Consider the following 15,708-nt stretch of genomic DNA (forward strand, 5'->3'; position numbering starts at 1 on the left):
CGTCTCCTCCGGTAGGCCATTTGGTCCACAGTGGACGGCCAAACCACGGTCCGGCGCACCCCGCGCGCCGACCCGCTAGGATCCTTGCTGATCCGTTGAAACCACAGCGGTTGTGGTGGCGGCCGCGACTCGGCCCCACGTACGCAGCAGTGGCGAACGGAGACCGGAATGGCGGACACGGAACTCACCGGCCAGCTCGACGAACTGGCCGCGTCGGCCTCGGCCCTCACCCGCGCGCTCGAATCCGCAGACGGCGAGCAGAGCGTCCTCGACACCATCGTCACCGAAGCGGTCAACGCGTTCCCCGACGCCGACATGGCCAGCATCACCGCCATCCACCACGGCGAACCGGAGACCGCCGCGCATTCGGACCAGCGCGCCGTGGACATCGACCGGCACCAGTACGAAGCCGGCGACGGCCCGTGCCTGCAGGCCGCCGAAACCGGGCACGTCGTGCGCGTGTCGCTGTCCACGGCGACGCGGGAATGGCCGGAGTTCACCAAGCACGCCACCGCGCTCGGCGTCGGCAGCTACCTCGCCGCGCCGCTGCGCGTCGACGAGACGCTCGACGGCGCGCTGAACCTCTTCGGCTTCGGCGACCACGGCTTCGCCGAAGCCGAATCGCACATGCTGAGCGTCTACACCACGCTCGTCGCGTTCGGGCTGCGCACCGTCCGCCGCTACCGCGTGGCCCTGACGGAGTGCGAGAACCTCACCACCGCGATGCGGTCGCGCGCGGTGATCGAACAGGCCAAGGGCATGCTGATGGCGATCCACCGCATCGACGCCGACGACGCCATGCGGCGGCTCGTGCGCCAGTCGCAGCAGACCAACGTCAAACTGCGCGACGTCGCGCACCGGTTCGTCACCACGGTTTCGGACAAGGACATCCGGGCCTGACACCTCTCGTACCCGGGTATGAGGAAGCCGGCCCGCTTCTCGTGCCCCGGTACGGACTTCCGCTTCCCGCACGGCGGCGGCCCGGCGGCCTGCCTACTTTCGGCTCATGGACATCCGAACGGACCACCCCACTCCCCCGGGCACGCTGGTCGCCGCGTTCTTCGGCTACCTCGTGTCGACGATCTCCGCGCTGGTCGGCGCCGGGCTGCTGCTCGGCTACCGGGACGAACTGGCGCAGGCGCTGCGCACCGCGAGCGCCGGCTCGTCCTCGGCGCACCTGACCGAAGACCAGATCCAGCGGTCGGCGGCCTTCGGGCAGGCGGTGGGGATCGGGGTGCTGGTCGTGCTCGCCGCGCTGTACCTGTTCCTGAGCTTCCGGCTCAAGGCCGGCCGGAACTGGGCCCGCATCGTGCTGACGATCGTCACGCTGCTGCAGGTCGCGTCCCTGGTGGCGACGTCGGGCACCGCGGTGAACTACGTCAGCACCGCGGTGTCGGTGCTCGCCCTGGTGTTGTCGTACCTCCCGGCGTCCAGCACCTACATCGCGCGCGTGAAGCACGCCCGCTGACACCTCCCGACGTCGCCGCGGGTCAGGCGCAGCTGCCGGAATCCGTGGCGAGCACCGGGTCCTTCGCGGGACGAGCGCTGAACGGCGTCTTCTCGTAGACGCTCAGCGCGCCGTCGCGCAGCGTGTAGACGGTGCGGGTGCCGGAGTACGTCATCTGATCCACCGGGCGGCTGACGTCGTCGTTCTCGGCGGCGACGGTCGTGAACGCGCGGCCGCCTTCCAGGGGCGTGCACTGGTAGCCGAGGTGCGCGGCGACGCCGCCGCCTTCGGCGACCGAGAACGGCTTGTCGTCGGCGCCGACGACCTGGCTCAGGTTGCGGCCGTCGTAGTGCAGCACGGAGTAGAACGTCGTGTTGGCGCCGACGGACTGCGTGACGACGAGTTCGGCCCGGCCGTCACCGTTGAGGTCGGTCACCCGCGGCGCCTCGATGCCGAACTGGCTGTCGGCCGGCAGGTGGATCGACGTGTACGTCCCGTTCACCGTGGCCGAGATCAGCTGGTCGCTGTCGCCGGTCAGCTGCGCGGTCACGGTCTCGATCTCCCCGTTGCCGTCCAGGTCGGCGACGGTGGTGACCGGGGCCGGGCCCGCGGCCATGGCCGGCGCGGCGGCGGCGAAACCCAGCGCCGCGGCGAGGCCGGCGACGGTGGCGGTGCGGACGAGTCCGGTGCGGTTCATGAGATCTCCCTCCGTCTTCCGGTGATCTTTTCACCGAAAGTGCTCTCATGAAGGAAGACGGTCACGGCGCCGTCGCGTGCACCGCGGGTGCGATGTGCCACACGAACGCAACCTCGGCCCCAAGGCCAGGTCAGCCCAGGGAAGCGCTCGCCGCACGCAGCTCGTCCAGGGCGGCCAGGACGCGCGGCGCGAACTCGCCCGCGGTCTCGCGCTCGGCGTCGGACCACTCGGCGTAGGCCCGCTTGAAGGCGAGCACGCCCAGCTCGGCCGCGAGGTGGGCGATCGGGTCGGGCACTCCGCGGGCGACGAGCGCCGCCGTCATGGCGGCCGCGAGACCGACGCTCTTGAGGGCGTCCCGCTCCTGCAGCTCGGCGCTGGCGGCGACGGCCGCCTTCAGCCGGGGGCCGAGCTCGCGGTTCATCGGGCCCATCGTGCTCGCCGCGCGTTCGAGGCCGGCCGCGACCGCTTCGAGCGGCGTGGCTCCCGGCGGCGCTTCGGTGATCCCCTCGGCCAGCAGTCGGCTCAAGGCCTCCTGCCCGGCCACGAGCAGGTCGCGCTTGTCCGGGAAGTAGCGGAAGAAGGTGCTTCTCGTGACCCCGGCCTGCTCGGCGATCTGCGCGACCGTGGTGGCGTCGTACCCCTGCTCGGTGAAGAGGTCGACGGCAGCCAGGACGAGCCGTTCACGCGCCCCCGGTTCCCATCGTGCCATGGGGCGATCATAGGTGATGGGACTAGTGTCGCATCACTCTGGTAGCGTGATGAGACACTAGTCCCATCACTTTCTGGAGATCCCATGCATGTCTTTGTCACCGGCGGCACCGGGCTGGTCGGCTCCGCCGTCGTCGCGGAGCTGCTCGGCCACGGCCACACCGTGTCGGTGCTCGCCCGCTCCGACGCGTCCGCACTGGTCGCGGAGAAGGCCGGCGCCGAGGCGGTGCGGGGCAGCATCGCCGACCTGGACGTCCTCCGCGCCGGGGCCGAGCGGGCCGACGGGGTGATTCACCTGGCCTTCAGCAACGACTTCAGCAGCGCCGAAGCCGTCGCGCGGTCGGTCGCCGAGGAGAGCGCCGCCATCGCGGCCCTGGGCGAGGCGCTCGTCGGCAGCGACCGCCCGTTCGTCACGGTCTCGGGGACGCCGTGGGTGTCCGGCCACCTCTCCACCGAGGCCGACCCGGCGCCGACCGACGGGCCGGTCGGCGGCCGCGGCCGCGCCGTCACGGCCGCCCTGGAACTGGCCTCGCGCGGGGTCCGCAGCTCGGCCGTGCGGCTGCCGCGCACCGTCCACAACGAGGGTGACGGCGGTTTCGCCGGCCTGCTGACCCGGATCGCGCGGCAGACCGGCGTGTCCGGCTACCCGGGCGACGGCACCCAGCGCTGGCCGGCGGTGCACGCCCTCGACGCGGCCGTCCTGTTCCGGCTGGCCCTGGAGGAGGCCCCGGCTGGGACCGCCTGGCACGCCGTGGCCGACGAAGGCGACGCGGTCCGCGACATCGCCGCGGTCATCGGCCGGCGCCTGGGCCTGCCGGTCGAATCGGTGGCCGAGGAGACGTTCGGCCCGCTGGGCCCGATCTTCGCGGCCGACCAGCCCTCGTCGAGCGCCCACACCCGGGAAGCGCTCGGCTGGGAGCCGAAGCACCCGAGCCTGCTCGAGGACCTGGAGAACATCCAGGCCTGACCGGACCGGCAGCGGGACAATTCGTTCCCGCTGCCGGTACCTCACAGATCATGATGACCGGGTGAGCACCACACCCACGCTCGGTCCCGTGCCCCAGCGCCTGACCGTCGACGCCGACCAGGTCCGCCGGCTCGTCGCCGAGCAGTTCCCGCGGTGGGCGGGCCTCCCGGTCCGGCCCGTGGCGGACGGCGGCTGGGACAACCGGACCTTCCACCTCGGCGACACGATGTCGGTGCGGCTGCCCAGCGCGGCCGAGTACGCCTTGGCGGTCACCAAGGAACAGCGCTGGCTGCCGGTGCTCGCGCCGCGGCTGCCGCTGCCCATCCCCGTGCCCTTGGCGGAAGGCGGACCCGGCGCGGGTTATCCGTTCGCGTGGTCGATATACCCGTGGCTCGAGGGCGAGCCCGCGAGCGCGGACCGGATCGCCGACCCCGTCGGGTTCGCGGCCGACCTCGCCGATTTCCTGGTGGCGTTGCGGAGCGTCGACACCACGGACGCGCCTCGGCCGGGCACGCACAACTGGTTCCGGGGCAGCACCCTGCGCACGTACGACGAGTCGGCCCGGCGCGCGCTCGCCAAGCTGACCGGCCACGTCGACGTCGACCTGGCCGGCGAGATCTGGCAGACCGCACTGGCCGCGCACTGGGACGGCGCGGAGACCTGGTTCCACGGCGACGTCGCCCCGGGAAATCTCTTGCTGCGAAACGAAAAGCTGGCAGCGGTCATCGACTTCGGCACCTGCGGCGCCGGCGACCCGGCCTGCGACGTGGCCATCGCGTGGACCCTGCTGACCGCCGACGGCCGCCGGTCGTTCCGCGAGCGGCTGTCCGTCGACGACGCCGAGTGGGCACGCGGCCGCGGCTGGGCGCTGTGGAAGACGCTCGTCACGTGCGCCCAGACCTGGGGCCGCGATGACCACGAAGCCGTGAACGCACGGCGTGTTCTGGACGAGATCTTCGCCGAGTATCAGCCCTAGGACCGCTTCATCCCCACACCGCCGACGGCGAGCCGTTGTGCCGGGCGGGGGGCGCGTAGTGCTGGGCCGTCCGGCCACCAGTCCTGCAGGCGTACCAAGCCCGGGTCGAGCAGGTCGAAGCCGGCGAACAGGCGCTCTACGCCCGTTTCGGTGCGGCAGCGGACCGGCCGGTGGCAGCGGGACTCCCACGTGCGCTCGATCGCGCGCGGGGTGACGCCCGCCCCGGTGGGTTCTGCCCAGCAGCTCAGTGCCAGCACCGATCCCGGTGGCAGCAGTGCTCGGTAGCCGGCCAGGGCCGCGGACAGGCGGGCGTCGTCCGGTTCGTGCTGGACGCCCGTGGTCAGCAGTACGGCGACCGGGCGGGTGAGGTCGAACGCCGTGCTGACCGTCTCGTGGCCCAGCAGGTGCCACGGTTCCAGGTGGTCGGCGCGCACCACCGCGGTGTTGTCGTTGTCGTCGAGCAGCGCGCGTTCGTAGCTGAGCACGAGGCTGTCGGTGTCGGTGTAGATCACCTTCGCGTCGGGGTTCTCCCGCTGCGCGGTCTGGTGCGTGTTGTCCTGCGCGGTCGGCAATCCCGCGGCCAGGTCCAGGAACTGGTCGACGCCGCGGGTGGCGAGGTGGCGGACGACCCGCACGTGCCACGCCCGGGCCGCGCGCAGCAGGTCGGTGAAACCCGGCGCGGCCTCGTCCAGGTCGCGCAACGCGGCGCGATCGGTGGCGTAGTTGTCGTGGCCGCGCAGGGCCGCGTCACGAATGCGGGCCGGTGACGCGACGTCCTGGTCCCACCAATGATCCGACCACACATCCGGGTCGACTGCGAGAGTCACGCCACCTCCGGATCGGGACCACATTCACCTGGGCTGGCAGTTTAACCACTTTGGTAACTCCTGTGACCACATCGGGGGCTACACGAAAGAATGGTCCGTAGCAGGCGGTGAACCACTGGCTGTGGGTCACCGCCCGCCGATCGGCCGGGCGATGCGGCCGTTCAGGTAACGCGGCCGGCCACAGCCGGTCACCGCACCGGCTCCACCATGCTTTCCAGGTTCTCGCGGGCGATCCGCTTGCGGAACTCCCCCTCGTAGGAAGCGTCGCCGGAATCGTGCATCGTCTCGGTCATCCGGACCGCGGCCGTCTGCCGCGCCCACGTGTGATCGAGACAGGTTTCGGAATAGTGGTCGAGCAGGCTCGGATCGTCCTTGTCGATCTGCTGGACGACGGCGCGGGCGAGCACCTCGGCGTCGTGGAGGGCGAGGCTCATCCCTTCCGCGCTCATCGGCGAAATGAGGTGCGCGGCGTCCCCGAGCAGGTAGAGCCGGCCGTAGCGCATGGGGCTGAACACCACCCCGCGCAGCGGGACGACCTGCTTGCTCGTGATCGGCCCGCGGACCGCCACGGGCTCCCCGAACCGGGTGCCCAGTTCGGTCCAGACGCGCTCGTCCGGCCAGTCGCCGGCGGTGTCGGTGAGCGGGCACTGCAGGTAGACGCGGCTCGCGCGCGGGCCGCGGGTGATCCGCGCGGCGAAACCGCGGGAGTGCACCGCGAGCACGGCCGGCGGATCCGCCGGCACCTCGGTCAGCACCGTCAGCCAGGCGTACCCGAACTCGTGGGTGTCGCAGGTGAGGACGTCGGCGGGCACGGCCGTCCTGCTGACGCCGTGGTAGCCGTCGGCCCCGGCGACGACGTCACAGCCGAGCACCTTCGCCGTATCCGACGCATCCCGGTAGCGCACCCGGGGCGACTCGGTACCGATGTCTTCCAGCGCAACGTCTTCCGCCTCGAAGCGCAGGTCGCCGCCGTCGCGCAGGAACACCCTGATGAGGTTCCGGACGAGGACCTGCTGGGGGCAGAACGCGCCGTCGGCATCGTCGTCGTCGAGGTCCATCTTCCACCAGCGCGTCCCCCCGTCGATCAGCAGCGGCATCCCCGCGTCGGACGATTCGTGGCTCGTGCTGCCCTCGACGACCTCGTCCAGGCCCCATTCCCGCAGCACGCGCACCCCCTGCGCGTCGAGGGACCCGGCCCGCTGCCGGTGCTCGACGTGCTCGCGGCTGTGCTTCTCCAGGATCACGCAGCCGATTCCGCTGCGCAGCAGGAAGTTCCCGAGGGCGAGCCCGGCGACTCCGCCGCCCACGATCGCCACGGTGGTGTGCTCTTCGGTGTTGGTCATGGCACCACCGTGGCCCCGGGCGCGCGGGCCGACCACCGGTATCCGGCCAGCCGATACCGGAAAGCCGCCAACCTCAAGCGCCGTGCTCCTGGAGGCCGGCCTGGTAGCGGCCGGGCGTCTGGCCGACGACGGCGGTGAACGCCTCGATGAACGTCGAGGGGTTGGACCAGCCGCACGCGATCGCGGTGTCGGTGACCGACTGCCCGCCGGTGAGGTGGGCCAGGGCGTGGTGGATGCGCAGGATGGTGCGCCAGCGGTGGAAGCCCATGCCGAGGTCGGCGTGGAACAGCCGGCTGAGCGTGCGCTCGCTCGCGCCAGCGGCGCGGCCCAGCTCGGCCAGCGTCGCGGTCCGGCCGGGATCGGCGCGCAGGAGATCGGTGACGACGCGCAGCCGGTCGTCGCGCGGTTCGGGCAGGTGCAGGGACTGCTCGGGCGGCTCGCCGAGCTCGTCGAGCACCACCGCGCGCAGCCGTTTCTCGGCCTCGGGAGTCCGCCCGTCCGGGCCGGTCAGCGCCAGGAGAACTTCCCGCAGCAGCGGGCTCACCGCGAACACGCTGGGGTGCGCCACGAGCCCGCCGCACTCCGCGGCCGGGATGGCGACGAGCCGGGCGTCGGTCCGGCCGTAGAAGCGGTGGGAGTGCGCGAACCCCGGCGGCGTCCACGTCACCCGGCTGGCCGGCGCCACCCACGTCCCCCGCTCGGTCGTGGTGGCCAGCGCACCGGCGGCCGCGTACACGAGCTGGCCGTCGGGGTGGGAGTGCGCGTCGAGGTGGTAGCCGTGCGGGAGCCAGCCGCCACCACGTGGCGTCGGCCCTCCCGGCTTCGCGGGCGGCTTCGAGACTTGGCGGGTTTCCGGCATCGGGCGTCAGTTTACCGCTGGTCGGTTCAGGTAGTGGTCGGGCCGTAGGGGGCGTGCGCGGTCTCCGTCGCCAGCGCCCAGTAGGACCAGTGCCACCACTCGCTCGGGTAGTTCACGAAGCCGCTCGCCGACATCGCCTCGATCAGCAGCGGCGGCACGCTCTACACCTGGAACGGCCTCGGCATGAACAAGTTCGCCAAGGCGGTCGTCCACGGCGCCGGCTGGTCCCCGTACTTCTGACCCTGAAAGGAGTGACGTCCTCGCCGGGTGTCACATTTCGGGGGGATCTGTCACTGGGAATCGCGTCCGGGGGCATTCCGGCGCGATTCTTCCTCATCGGGGGTCGAGTTCGTCCGTCAACGCGGCGTCGACCTTCGCCGCGGCTCGACGTAGCGTCCGGTGGGCCGCGGCCAGCAATGCGACGGCGGCCAGTGCCGCGACCATCGCCCAGGCGCTGCCGTCGTCGTCGGCCGGGACCACCGCGAACGTGACCAGGGAAAGCAGCAGCCAGCGATTCCGGTCGCCCGCCCGGATCCGCGGCCGGCGGGGAGCGTGGTCGCGCGCGATCGACTGCGCCTGCCCAGGTACACCCATCGATTCTCGGCCTCCCGTCGGCGATCCACGCGCCCCTCGGCGTCACGGATCGCAGTCGTCTGACCCCCGAACAGTCGATCTGCCCGACAAGAGAGTTACAGATTTTTCTATTTTTGACTCAGCGCAATCATCGATTCAGTCGAATGAGTGAAGAAACCGTCTTGTTCTCCCTGAGTCAAAAACTTATTCACTTTTCGCCGGGCTCTTCCTCGTCCGGCGGGGCGAGCCCGCGGTCGAGCGGGTGGGTCGAGGTGATCTCGGGCTCCACCGAGGGCGGCGCGAGCCCGCGGTCCAAGGTCCGCTCTTCGGTCTGGTTCTCGTCTTCGGCGGGCAGCCGCCCGCGGTCTTCGCCATCGTTCGTCATGGCGGCGGAGTACCCGAATTCCGGCGCGTTATCCGGCGACCACCCCTCGGACCTGCGGCGATCACGCGTCGAAGCGGAAGTACACCGTCCGGTGGTAGTCGCCGGTGGCCGCGTTCGGGCGGCTCTCCGGGCCCAGCGAGGCGACGCCGTGGAACTTGTTGCCGATCGGCGCGATGCCGTCGAGCAGGGAGAGGTTGCCTGCCGGGTAGGTGACGACCGCGTTCTGCGGGTCGGGTCCCACCGCCGGGGTGAACAACCGCAGGAACAGGCCCTCGTCCGCGGCGACCACCGTGACCGCGCCTTCGGTGGTGTCGAGCACCGCCCAGCAGGTCCGGGCGTGGTAGCCCTTGAACTCCGGGTAGCCGAACCCGCTCGACCCGGTCGCGGTGTTGTTGTACGGCTTGCTCCAGACGTCGGGCTGCACACCCCGCAGCCGGTTCTTGTAGACGCGGTAGGGCCCGTCGCCGAGCCAGGTGAGGCCCCGGACGTTCGCCTCCGGGTAGTCGAAGTTCACGCCGAGGTGGTCGTGGTCGCCGGTGGCGCGGTAGCGGTACTCCAGCCGCAGCCAGCCGTTGGCGTCCAGCCGCCAGCGCACCGACGTCAGGTCGCCGGTGTAGTCGGCTTGGACGACCCAGCCGGTGCCGTCGCGGAAGTGGCTGAACGCGGTCAGCGCGGCCGTCCCGCCGGCCGGGGCAGGACCGTTGCCGAGCGACACCGGTGCGCTGCCCCGGCGCACGCCGGTGAGCCGGCCGCTGGACTTGCTGACGGTGACCCGGGTGGCGCCGGCGACGAGCGTGACGTCGGTGGCGGTCTCGGCCGCGGTGACACTGCCGGTGGTCGCCGGCTTGACCAGGCGCGCGGCGAAGTCCGGCGCCTTGCGGATCCGCCACGTCCAGCCGGCGACGTCCCGGCCGGTCGCGTCGGTCACGCTCAGCCGCAGCGCGTCGGCGCCGGTCCAGTCGGCGGGCAGGCCGAGCGTCACCGCGCCGGTGGCGCCCGGGGCGACGTCCGGCGCGCCGGCCTGGCCCTGGGCGAGCACCTGGTGGCCGGGGCCCGCGCCGGGCGCGGGGAACACGAGCAGCTGCCAGCCGAACCGGCACGTCCGGAGGTTCGTGAAGTCGTACCGGTTGACGAGCTTCACGGTCTTGTCGAACGACGCCGGGAAGACCGTGTCGTAGTAGGCCGGGCTGGCCAGCTGGACCGGCGACCAGATGTCCTTGATCGTGAAGAAGCTGCCTTCCTTCTCGCGGTACGGGCCGAGGATGCCGTCGGGGGCCCGGCTGCCGTTGGTGTCGAGGGCGCCGCCGCGGTCGTCGCGCACGACGCTTTCGTCGACGAGCGCCCAGATGAACCCGCCCGCCGAGCGCTGGGCGCCGCCCATGAGCTTCCAGTAGTCGTTCAGCCCGGCGCCGGCGCCACCGTCGTAGAGCCCGTGCAGGAACTCGGTCGGCATGAAGACCGTGGTGCCGGCGGCCTTGGTCGCGGTGCTGCTGTAGGTCTGGTAGTGACTGGTGTCGACGCCGCTGAACGTCGTCCACGGGTGCAGCACCGCCCGCCGCTGCGGGTCGTACTGGCCGAAGTCGTCGTCCAGCGCGGTGTTCCAGCCACCCTCGTTCCCGTTGTCCCAGAACAGGATCGACGGGTGGTTGACGTCGCGCCGCACCAGGGCCGCGACCAGCGGCGCGCCGACGCCCTCGTCGTAGTGGTGCTGCCAGCCGGTCAGCTCGTCCAGGACGTAGAGCCCGAGCTCGTCGCAGAGGTCGAGGAAGTACGCGTCCGGCGGGTAGTGCGACATCCGGACGGCGTTCATGTTCATGTCCTTCATCAGCCCGATGTCCAGCCGGGCGAGCCGGGGACTCGACGCGCGGCCGGACGTCGGCCAGAAGGTGTGCCGGTTCGCTCCTTTGAGGACGATCCGCTTCCCGTTGACGTAAACGCCGTCGCCGGTGCGGACCTCGATCGTGCGGAACCCGAAGCGCTCGACGGTGCTGTGCAAGGCCACGCCGGCGGAACTCGCGAGCGTCAGCTCGACCTGGTGCAGGTTCGGCGTCTCGGCCGTCCACAGGGGTGGCTGGGCCGCGGTGGTGGTCAGCGTCGCGCCGGTCGCGCCGCTCGCCACGGCGACCGAAAAGGCGCCGCCCACGGCCGTGCCGTCGAGCCGGCGCAGCTGGGCCGAGACCCGGCCCGCCGCGCTCACCCCGGCGAGCGTGACCTGGGCGGTGAAAGTCCCGTCGGCGCGGGCGTCGATCGCGACGCGGTCGATCCGCGCGGCCGGGTAGGCCTCCAGCGACACCGGCCGGAAGAGCCCGCCGAAGTTCCAGAAGTCGCCGCGGCGCTCGGCGTCGTTCACGGAGCTGTCGGCCGACTCCTTGCTGACGGTCACCTCGAGCAGGTTCGCCGCGCCGAGCCGCAGCAGGGCCGTCACGTCGTAGCGGAAGCGGTAGAAGCCGCCTTGGTGCACCGGTCCCGCCGAGACGCCGTTGACCCGCACGTCGGCGTCGGTCATGGCGGCCTCGAACACCAGGAAGATCCGGCGCCCGGCCCAGGACGCCGGCGGCGTGAACGAGTGCCGGTAGTTGCCCTTCTCCGCCGGGACGAGGTCCCCGCCGTAGTGGTAGCTGCCGAAGCCGTGGCACTCCCAGTTGGACGGCGTCGGGATCGTGGCCTGCTCCCCCGCGCGCCGGCCGGCCGTGACCTGGAAGTCCCAGTCGACGGTGTGGTCGGCGTCGCTGCCGGTGAGCAGCATCGTCTCGGTCACCGGGCCCGCGAGCGCCGCGCCGGTTCCGGCCGCCGACGCGGCCCCGGACGTCGGCAGTCCCGCGGCGGCCACACCGGCCGCGCTGATCGCCAGTGCGCGGCGTCGGGTGAGTTCCACCAGGCCTCCCGAAGTCCGATCTGATATATGACACACCGTACAACGGCAATCACCGACTGAGCGGACAAGCAGCCGGACAAGTCTTGACGTCCGGTCGCGCGCCCACGACAGTGGTGCGGCACTCCGCACCCTCCCCGCGGTCTCCGGCCGATCCCCCGTGAAAGGTAGGAGAATGTTCTCCTCGAACGTCCGTCGGCGATTGCGCCTCGGTGTCCTGACCGCCGTGATCGCCGCCGCCGCGGTGGTCGCGCCCACCGCCACCACCGCGACCGCGGCCACCGGCTCGACCGTGGTCGGCGTGGCCTCCGGGCGCTGCCTCGACGTCGTCGGCAACAGCACCGCGGCGAAGACGCGCGTCAACATCTACGACTGCAACGGGCAGGCCAACCAGGGCTGGACGTTCACCTCGGCGGGCGAGCTGCGGGTCTACGACGGCACCATGTGCCTCGACGTCGCCGGCGCGAGCACCACCTCCCCGGCCGACGCGCAGATCTACACCTGCAACGGCGGGGCCAACCAGAAGTGGCGGATCGGCACCGACGGCACGATCACCGGCGTTCAGTCGGGCCTCTGCCTGGACGTCACCGCGGCGGGCACCGCCAACAGCACCCTGGTCGGGCTGTGGACCTGCAACAACGGCGGCAACCAGAAGTGGCGGACCACGCTGGCCGCCGACACCCAGCCGCCGAGCGTGCCGGGCAACCCGCGGGTGAGCGACCTGGTCTGCGACGCCGTGACGTTCTCGTGGAACGCGGCCACCGACAACGTGGGCGTCGCGTTCTACGACGTCTACCACGACGGCCAGCTGATGAAGTCGGTGAGCGGGAGCACCCTGTCGACCAGCCTCACCGTCGTCGGCGGCGTGACCTGGGGCCTGTACGTGAACGCCCGCGACGCCGCGGGCAACGTCTCGCAGGCCAGCACCACCGTGCCGATCACCCCGCCGCAGTGCCAGCCGGACACCCAGGCGCCGAGCGCGCCCACCAAGCTGACCGGTTCCGCGGCCGGCACGACGGTGACCCTGAACTGGACCGCGGCCACCGACAACATCGGCGTCCGGGCCTACGACGTCTACCGCGGCGGCGCCAAGGTCGGCACCGTCACCGGGACCGCCACCGCGCCGCCCGCGACCACCTTCGTCGACAGCGGTCTCGCGGCGAACACGAGCTACTCGTACTACGTCGTCGCGCGGGACGCCCAGGCGAACGTGTCGGCACCCAGCGCGTCCACGACCGTCACGACCGGCGCGGCCTGCGGCGCGTCCGTGTGCACCGTGACGCAGATCGCCACCGACACCGACATCCCGTGGGGCCTGGTGACGCTGCCGGACGGCACGATCCTCTACACCCGGCGCGACGCGCACGACATCGTCCACCTGAACCCCGCCACCGGGGCCAAGACCACCGTGGGCACGGTCCCCGGCGTCGACAACACCGACGGCGAAGGCGGCCTGCTCGGCCTGGCCGTCGCGACCACGTTCGCCAGTGACCACTGGCTCTACATCATGCACACCTCGCCGTCCGACAACCGGATCGTGCGGATCAAGCTGGAGAACGACAAGCTCACCACCAGTTCGGAGCAGGTCCTGCTCAGCGGGTTGCTGCGCAACAAGTTCCACAACGGCGGCCGGCTGCGCTTCGGCCCCGACGGCAAGCTCTACGCCAGCACCGGCGACGCCCAGAACGGCGACAACGCGCAGAACAAGACCAGCCTCAACGGCAAGGTCCTGCGCTTCAACCCGGACGGCAGCGTGCCCTCGGACAACCCGTTCGGCAACCAGGTGTGGAGCTACGGCCACCGCAACCCGCAGGGGCTCGCGTTCGACTCCCAGGGCCGGTTGTGGGAGCAGGAGTTCGGCAACGCGATCATGGACGAGACCAACCTGATCACCAAGGGCGGCAACTACGGCTGGCCGGCGTGCGAAGGCACCTCCGGGACGTGCGGCACCGCGGGCTTCATCGCCCCGAAGCGCACGTACCCGACGGCGGACGGCTCCTGCTCCGGCATCGCCATCGTCCGCGACGTGATCTACGTCGCGTGCGAACGCGGGACCCGGATGTACCGCGAGGTGATCAGCGGCAGCGACCTGACGAACGTCCAGGCGTACTTCAACGGCACCTACGGGCGGTTGCGCACGGTCGAACCCGCGCCCGGCGGCGGACTGTGGCTGACGACGACGAACAACGGTGACAAGGACAGTATTCCCGACAACAGCGACGAGAAGATCTTCCACGTCGTTTTGGGTGAATAGCCCCACCCGAACTCTTTCGCAATGGCAACTATCCCCGATAACCTGCTGACCGACCGTCGAGAAAAGGAGCCTCGTGACTTCAGCAGGGCACGCGCCGGACCTTCTGTCTCCGGAGTTCGCCGCCGATCCGTACGCCGCCTACGACGTCATGCTCGAGCATTCGCCGGTGATCTGGCACGAGGGAATGCAGAGTTACGTCATTTCGCGCTTCGAGGACGTGTCGCGCGCCTTCAAGGAAGGCGTGTTCACCACCGAAAACTACGGCTGGCAGCTGGAACCCGTGCACGGCCGGACCATCCTGCAGATGAGCGGCCGGGAGCACTCGATCCGGCGCGCCCTGGTGGCGCCGGCGTTCCGGGGCAACGAGCTGGAGCAGAAGTTCCGCCCGGTGATCGAACGCAACTCGACGCAGCTCATCGACGTCTTCCGCGGCCGCGGCTCGGCCGACATCGTGACGGACTACGCGCGGCACTTCCCGATCAACGTGATCGTCGACATGCTGGGTCTGGACCAGAGCGACCACGCCCGGTTCCAGCGGTGGTACAGCGCGATCATCGCCTTCCTCGGCAACCTCAGCCAGGACGAGGCCGTCACCGCGGCCGGCCTCCAGACCCACGACGAGCTCGCCGCGTACATGATCCCGATCATCCGCGACCGCCGCGAAAACCCCGGTGACGACCTGCTTTCCGCGCTCTGCGCCACGGAAGTCGACGGCACCACGATGAGCGACGAGGACATCAAGGCGTTCTGCAGCCTGCTGCTCGCCGCCGGCGGCGAGACCACGGACAAGGCGATCGCCAGCCTGTTCCGCAACCTCCTGGAGCACCCGGACCAGCTCGACGCCGTGCGCGCGGACCGCGACCTGATCCCGAAGGCGTTCGCCGAAACCCTGCGGCACACCCCGCCGGTGCACATGATCATGCGCCAGCCCGCGGAAGACGTCGAGATCGGCGGCGAGAAGATCCCGGCCGGCAGCACGGTGACCTGCCTGATCGGCGCCGCCAACCGCGACCCGCGCCGCTTCGCGAACCCGGGCGCGTTCGACATCTTCCGCACGGACCTGCCGACGGAGACAGCGTTTTCCGCGGCGGCGAGCCACCTGTCGTTCGCACTGGGCCGGCACTTCTGCGTGGGCGCGCTGCTGGCGAAGACGGAGATCGAGGTGGGCGTCAACCAGCTGCTGGACGCGATGCCGGACGTCCGGCTCGCCGAAGGTGCGGAACCGGCCGAGCGAGGCGTCTTCACCCGGGGACCGGCGTCGGTGCCGGTGACGTTCACCCCGGCGTAGGCGCCGGCGGGATCGGCGGCCGGTTAGCCTGCGGTGGTGACCGTTCCCGACCGCGAGCAGGTGGCGCGCACCTGGACCGAGCTGATCTCCGGGGCCATCACCAGGTCCGCCGCGCACGCCTGGGCCGTGCGGTGGGTGGAGGACGAGCCGGAGCGCGTCACCGATCCGATGACCGGGAGCGCGCTCCTGCACCTGCACGGCTTCGACCAGGCCTGCACCGCCGACGGCCTGGTCGGACCCGGCGCGAGCACCGACTGGCTGCACAGCGAAGCGGACATCGCGGCCGCCTTCACCCACTGGCAGACGGCCACCGCAGAGTTCGACCGGAACCCGGCCGGCTACCGGGCCAAGGCCCGGGAGCGCGCGCTCGAACTGCTGCGCGAGGAACGCGCCGGCGGCGGCCAGTCGAGCTAGCCGCCCGCCGCCGCCCCCCCGACCCCCGTTGTCCGTGAAGGCCTCCTTACCGGCCATAAGAGCCGGTAAGGAGGCCTTCACGGACGTGCGAGCGGGAG

Annotated in this window: 16 protein-coding genes; 7 read left to right on the forward strand and 9 right to left on the reverse strand. The window is 71.2% G+C overall.

What is annotated here, in order from left to right; genetic code table 11:
- Window positions 1-168: 168 nt before the first annotated feature.
- Both OHS58_RS21035 and OHS58_RS21040 read left to right on the forward strand, forming a co-directional pair.
- Window positions 169-900, forward strand: coding sequence for a GAF and ANTAR domain-containing protein (locus OHS58_RS21035; RefSeq protein ID WP_326948080.1), 732 nt, complete (start codon window positions 169-171; stop codon window positions 898-900).
- Window positions 901-1,006: 106 nt separating this feature from the next.
- Window positions 1,007-1,468, forward strand: coding sequence for a hypothetical protein (locus OHS58_RS21040; RefSeq protein WP_328649543.1), 462 nt, complete (start codon window positions 1,007-1,009; stop codon window positions 1,466-1,468).
- A gap of 22 nt (window positions 1,469-1,490) precedes the next feature.
- On the opposite strand, the gene OHS58_RS21045 is transcribed toward OHS58_RS21040, so the two are convergent.
- Together OHS58_RS21045 and OHS58_RS21050 are read right to left on the reverse strand one after the other, a co-directional pair.
- Window positions 1,491-2,144 (reverse strand): VCBS repeat-containing protein, encoded by a 654-nt coding sequence (locus OHS58_RS21045; RefSeq protein WP_326954534.1) that lies wholly within the window; start codon window positions 2,142-2,144, stop codon window positions 1,491-1,493.
- A gap of 130 nt (window positions 2,145-2,274) precedes the next feature.
- A complete protein-coding gene (locus OHS58_RS21050) occupies window positions 2,275-2,853 on the reverse strand; it encodes a TetR/AcrR family transcriptional regulator (protein ID WP_328649544.1) in 579 nt (192 codons plus the stop codon).
- A gap of 84 nt (window positions 2,854-2,937) precedes the next feature.
- Between OHS58_RS21050 and OHS58_RS21055 the strand changes: the two genes are divergently transcribed.
- Window positions 2,938-3,819 (forward strand): SDR family oxidoreductase, encoded by an 882-nt coding sequence (locus OHS58_RS21055; protein WP_328649545.1) that lies wholly within the window; start codon window positions 2,938-2,940, stop codon window positions 3,817-3,819.
- 61 nt (window positions 3,820-3,880) lie between these two features.
- Window positions 3,881-4,795 (forward strand): aminoglycoside phosphotransferase family protein, encoded by a 915-nt coding sequence (locus OHS58_RS21060; RefSeq protein WP_328649546.1) that lies wholly within the window; start codon window positions 3,881-3,883, stop codon window positions 4,793-4,795.
- Here OHS58_RS21060 and OHS58_RS21065 read toward each other — a convergent pair.
- The 7 genes from OHS58_RS21065 to OHS58_RS21095 all read right to left on the reverse strand — a co-directional run bounded on the left by OHS58_RS21065 (window position 4,792) and on the right by OHS58_RS21095 (window position 11,657).
- Window positions 4,792-5,622 carry an SAM-dependent methyltransferase gene (locus OHS58_RS21065; RefSeq protein ID WP_328649547.1) on the reverse strand — a complete coding sequence of 277 codons (831 nt, stop codon included), beginning with the start codon at window positions 5,620-5,622 and terminating at the stop codon, window positions 4,792-4,794. The two genes, OHS58_RS21060 and OHS58_RS21065, sit on opposite strands and share 4 nt — an antisense overlap.
- Before the next feature lie 188 nt (window positions 5,623-5,810).
- Entirely contained in the window at window positions 5,811-6,965 is a 1,155-nt protein-coding gene (locus OHS58_RS21070) for a 4-hydroxybenzoate 3-monooxygenase (protein WP_328649548.1), read from the reverse strand.
- Between the two features lie 73 nt (window positions 6,966-7,038).
- Window positions 7,039-7,824 carry a helix-turn-helix domain-containing protein gene (locus OHS58_RS21075; protein ID WP_328649549.1) on the reverse strand — a complete coding sequence of 262 codons (786 nt, stop codon included), beginning with the start codon at window positions 7,822-7,824 and terminating at the stop codon, window positions 7,039-7,041.
- A gap of 26 nt (window positions 7,825-7,850) precedes the next feature.
- Window positions 7,851-7,982 carry a M15 family metallopeptidase gene (locus OHS58_RS21080; protein WP_328649550.1) on the reverse strand — a complete coding sequence of 44 codons (132 nt, stop codon included), beginning with the start codon at window positions 7,980-7,982 and terminating at the stop codon, window positions 7,851-7,853.
- Between the two features lie 175 nt (window positions 7,983-8,157).
- Entirely contained in the window at window positions 8,158-8,418 is a 261-nt protein-coding gene (locus OHS58_RS21085) for a hypothetical protein (protein WP_326948070.1), read from the reverse strand.
- 187 nt (window positions 8,419-8,605) lie between these two features.
- Window positions 8,606-8,782, reverse strand: coding sequence for a hypothetical protein (locus OHS58_RS21090; RefSeq protein WP_326948069.1), 177 nt, complete (start codon window positions 8,780-8,782; stop codon window positions 8,606-8,608).
- Window positions 8,783-8,843: 61 nt separating this feature from the next.
- A complete protein-coding gene (locus OHS58_RS21095; protein ID WP_328649551.1) occupies window positions 8,844-11,657 on the reverse strand; it encodes a glycoside hydrolase family 2 protein in 2,814 nt (937 codons plus the stop codon).
- 172 nt (window positions 11,658-11,829) lie between these two features.
- Between OHS58_RS21095 and OHS58_RS21100 the strand changes: the two genes are divergently transcribed.
- The 3 genes from OHS58_RS21100 to OHS58_RS21110 all read left to right on the forward strand — a co-directional run bounded on the left by OHS58_RS21100 (window position 11,830) and on the right by OHS58_RS21110 (window position 15,610).
- Window positions 11,830-13,908, forward strand: coding sequence for a PQQ-dependent sugar dehydrogenase (locus OHS58_RS21100; RefSeq protein WP_328649552.1), 2,079 nt, complete (start codon window positions 11,830-11,832; stop codon window positions 13,906-13,908).
- A 73-nt stretch (window positions 13,909-13,981) separates the two neighbouring features.
- Window positions 13,982-15,196 (forward strand): cytochrome P450, encoded by a 1,215-nt coding sequence (locus OHS58_RS21105; RefSeq protein ID WP_328649553.1) that lies wholly within the window; start codon window positions 13,982-13,984, stop codon window positions 15,194-15,196.
- A gap of 36 nt (window positions 15,197-15,232) precedes the next feature.
- Window positions 15,233-15,610, forward strand: a complete 378-nt coding sequence (locus OHS58_RS21110; RefSeq protein WP_328649554.1) for a hypothetical protein — start codon at window positions 15,233-15,235, stop codon at window positions 15,608-15,610.
- Window positions 15,611-15,708: the final 98 nt, after the last annotated feature.

The organism is Amycolatopsis sp. NBC_00348 (assembly GCF_036114655.1).
In the GTDB taxonomy this organism is placed as follows: domain Bacteria; phylum Actinomycetota; class Actinomycetes; order Mycobacteriales; family Pseudonocardiaceae; genus Amycolatopsis.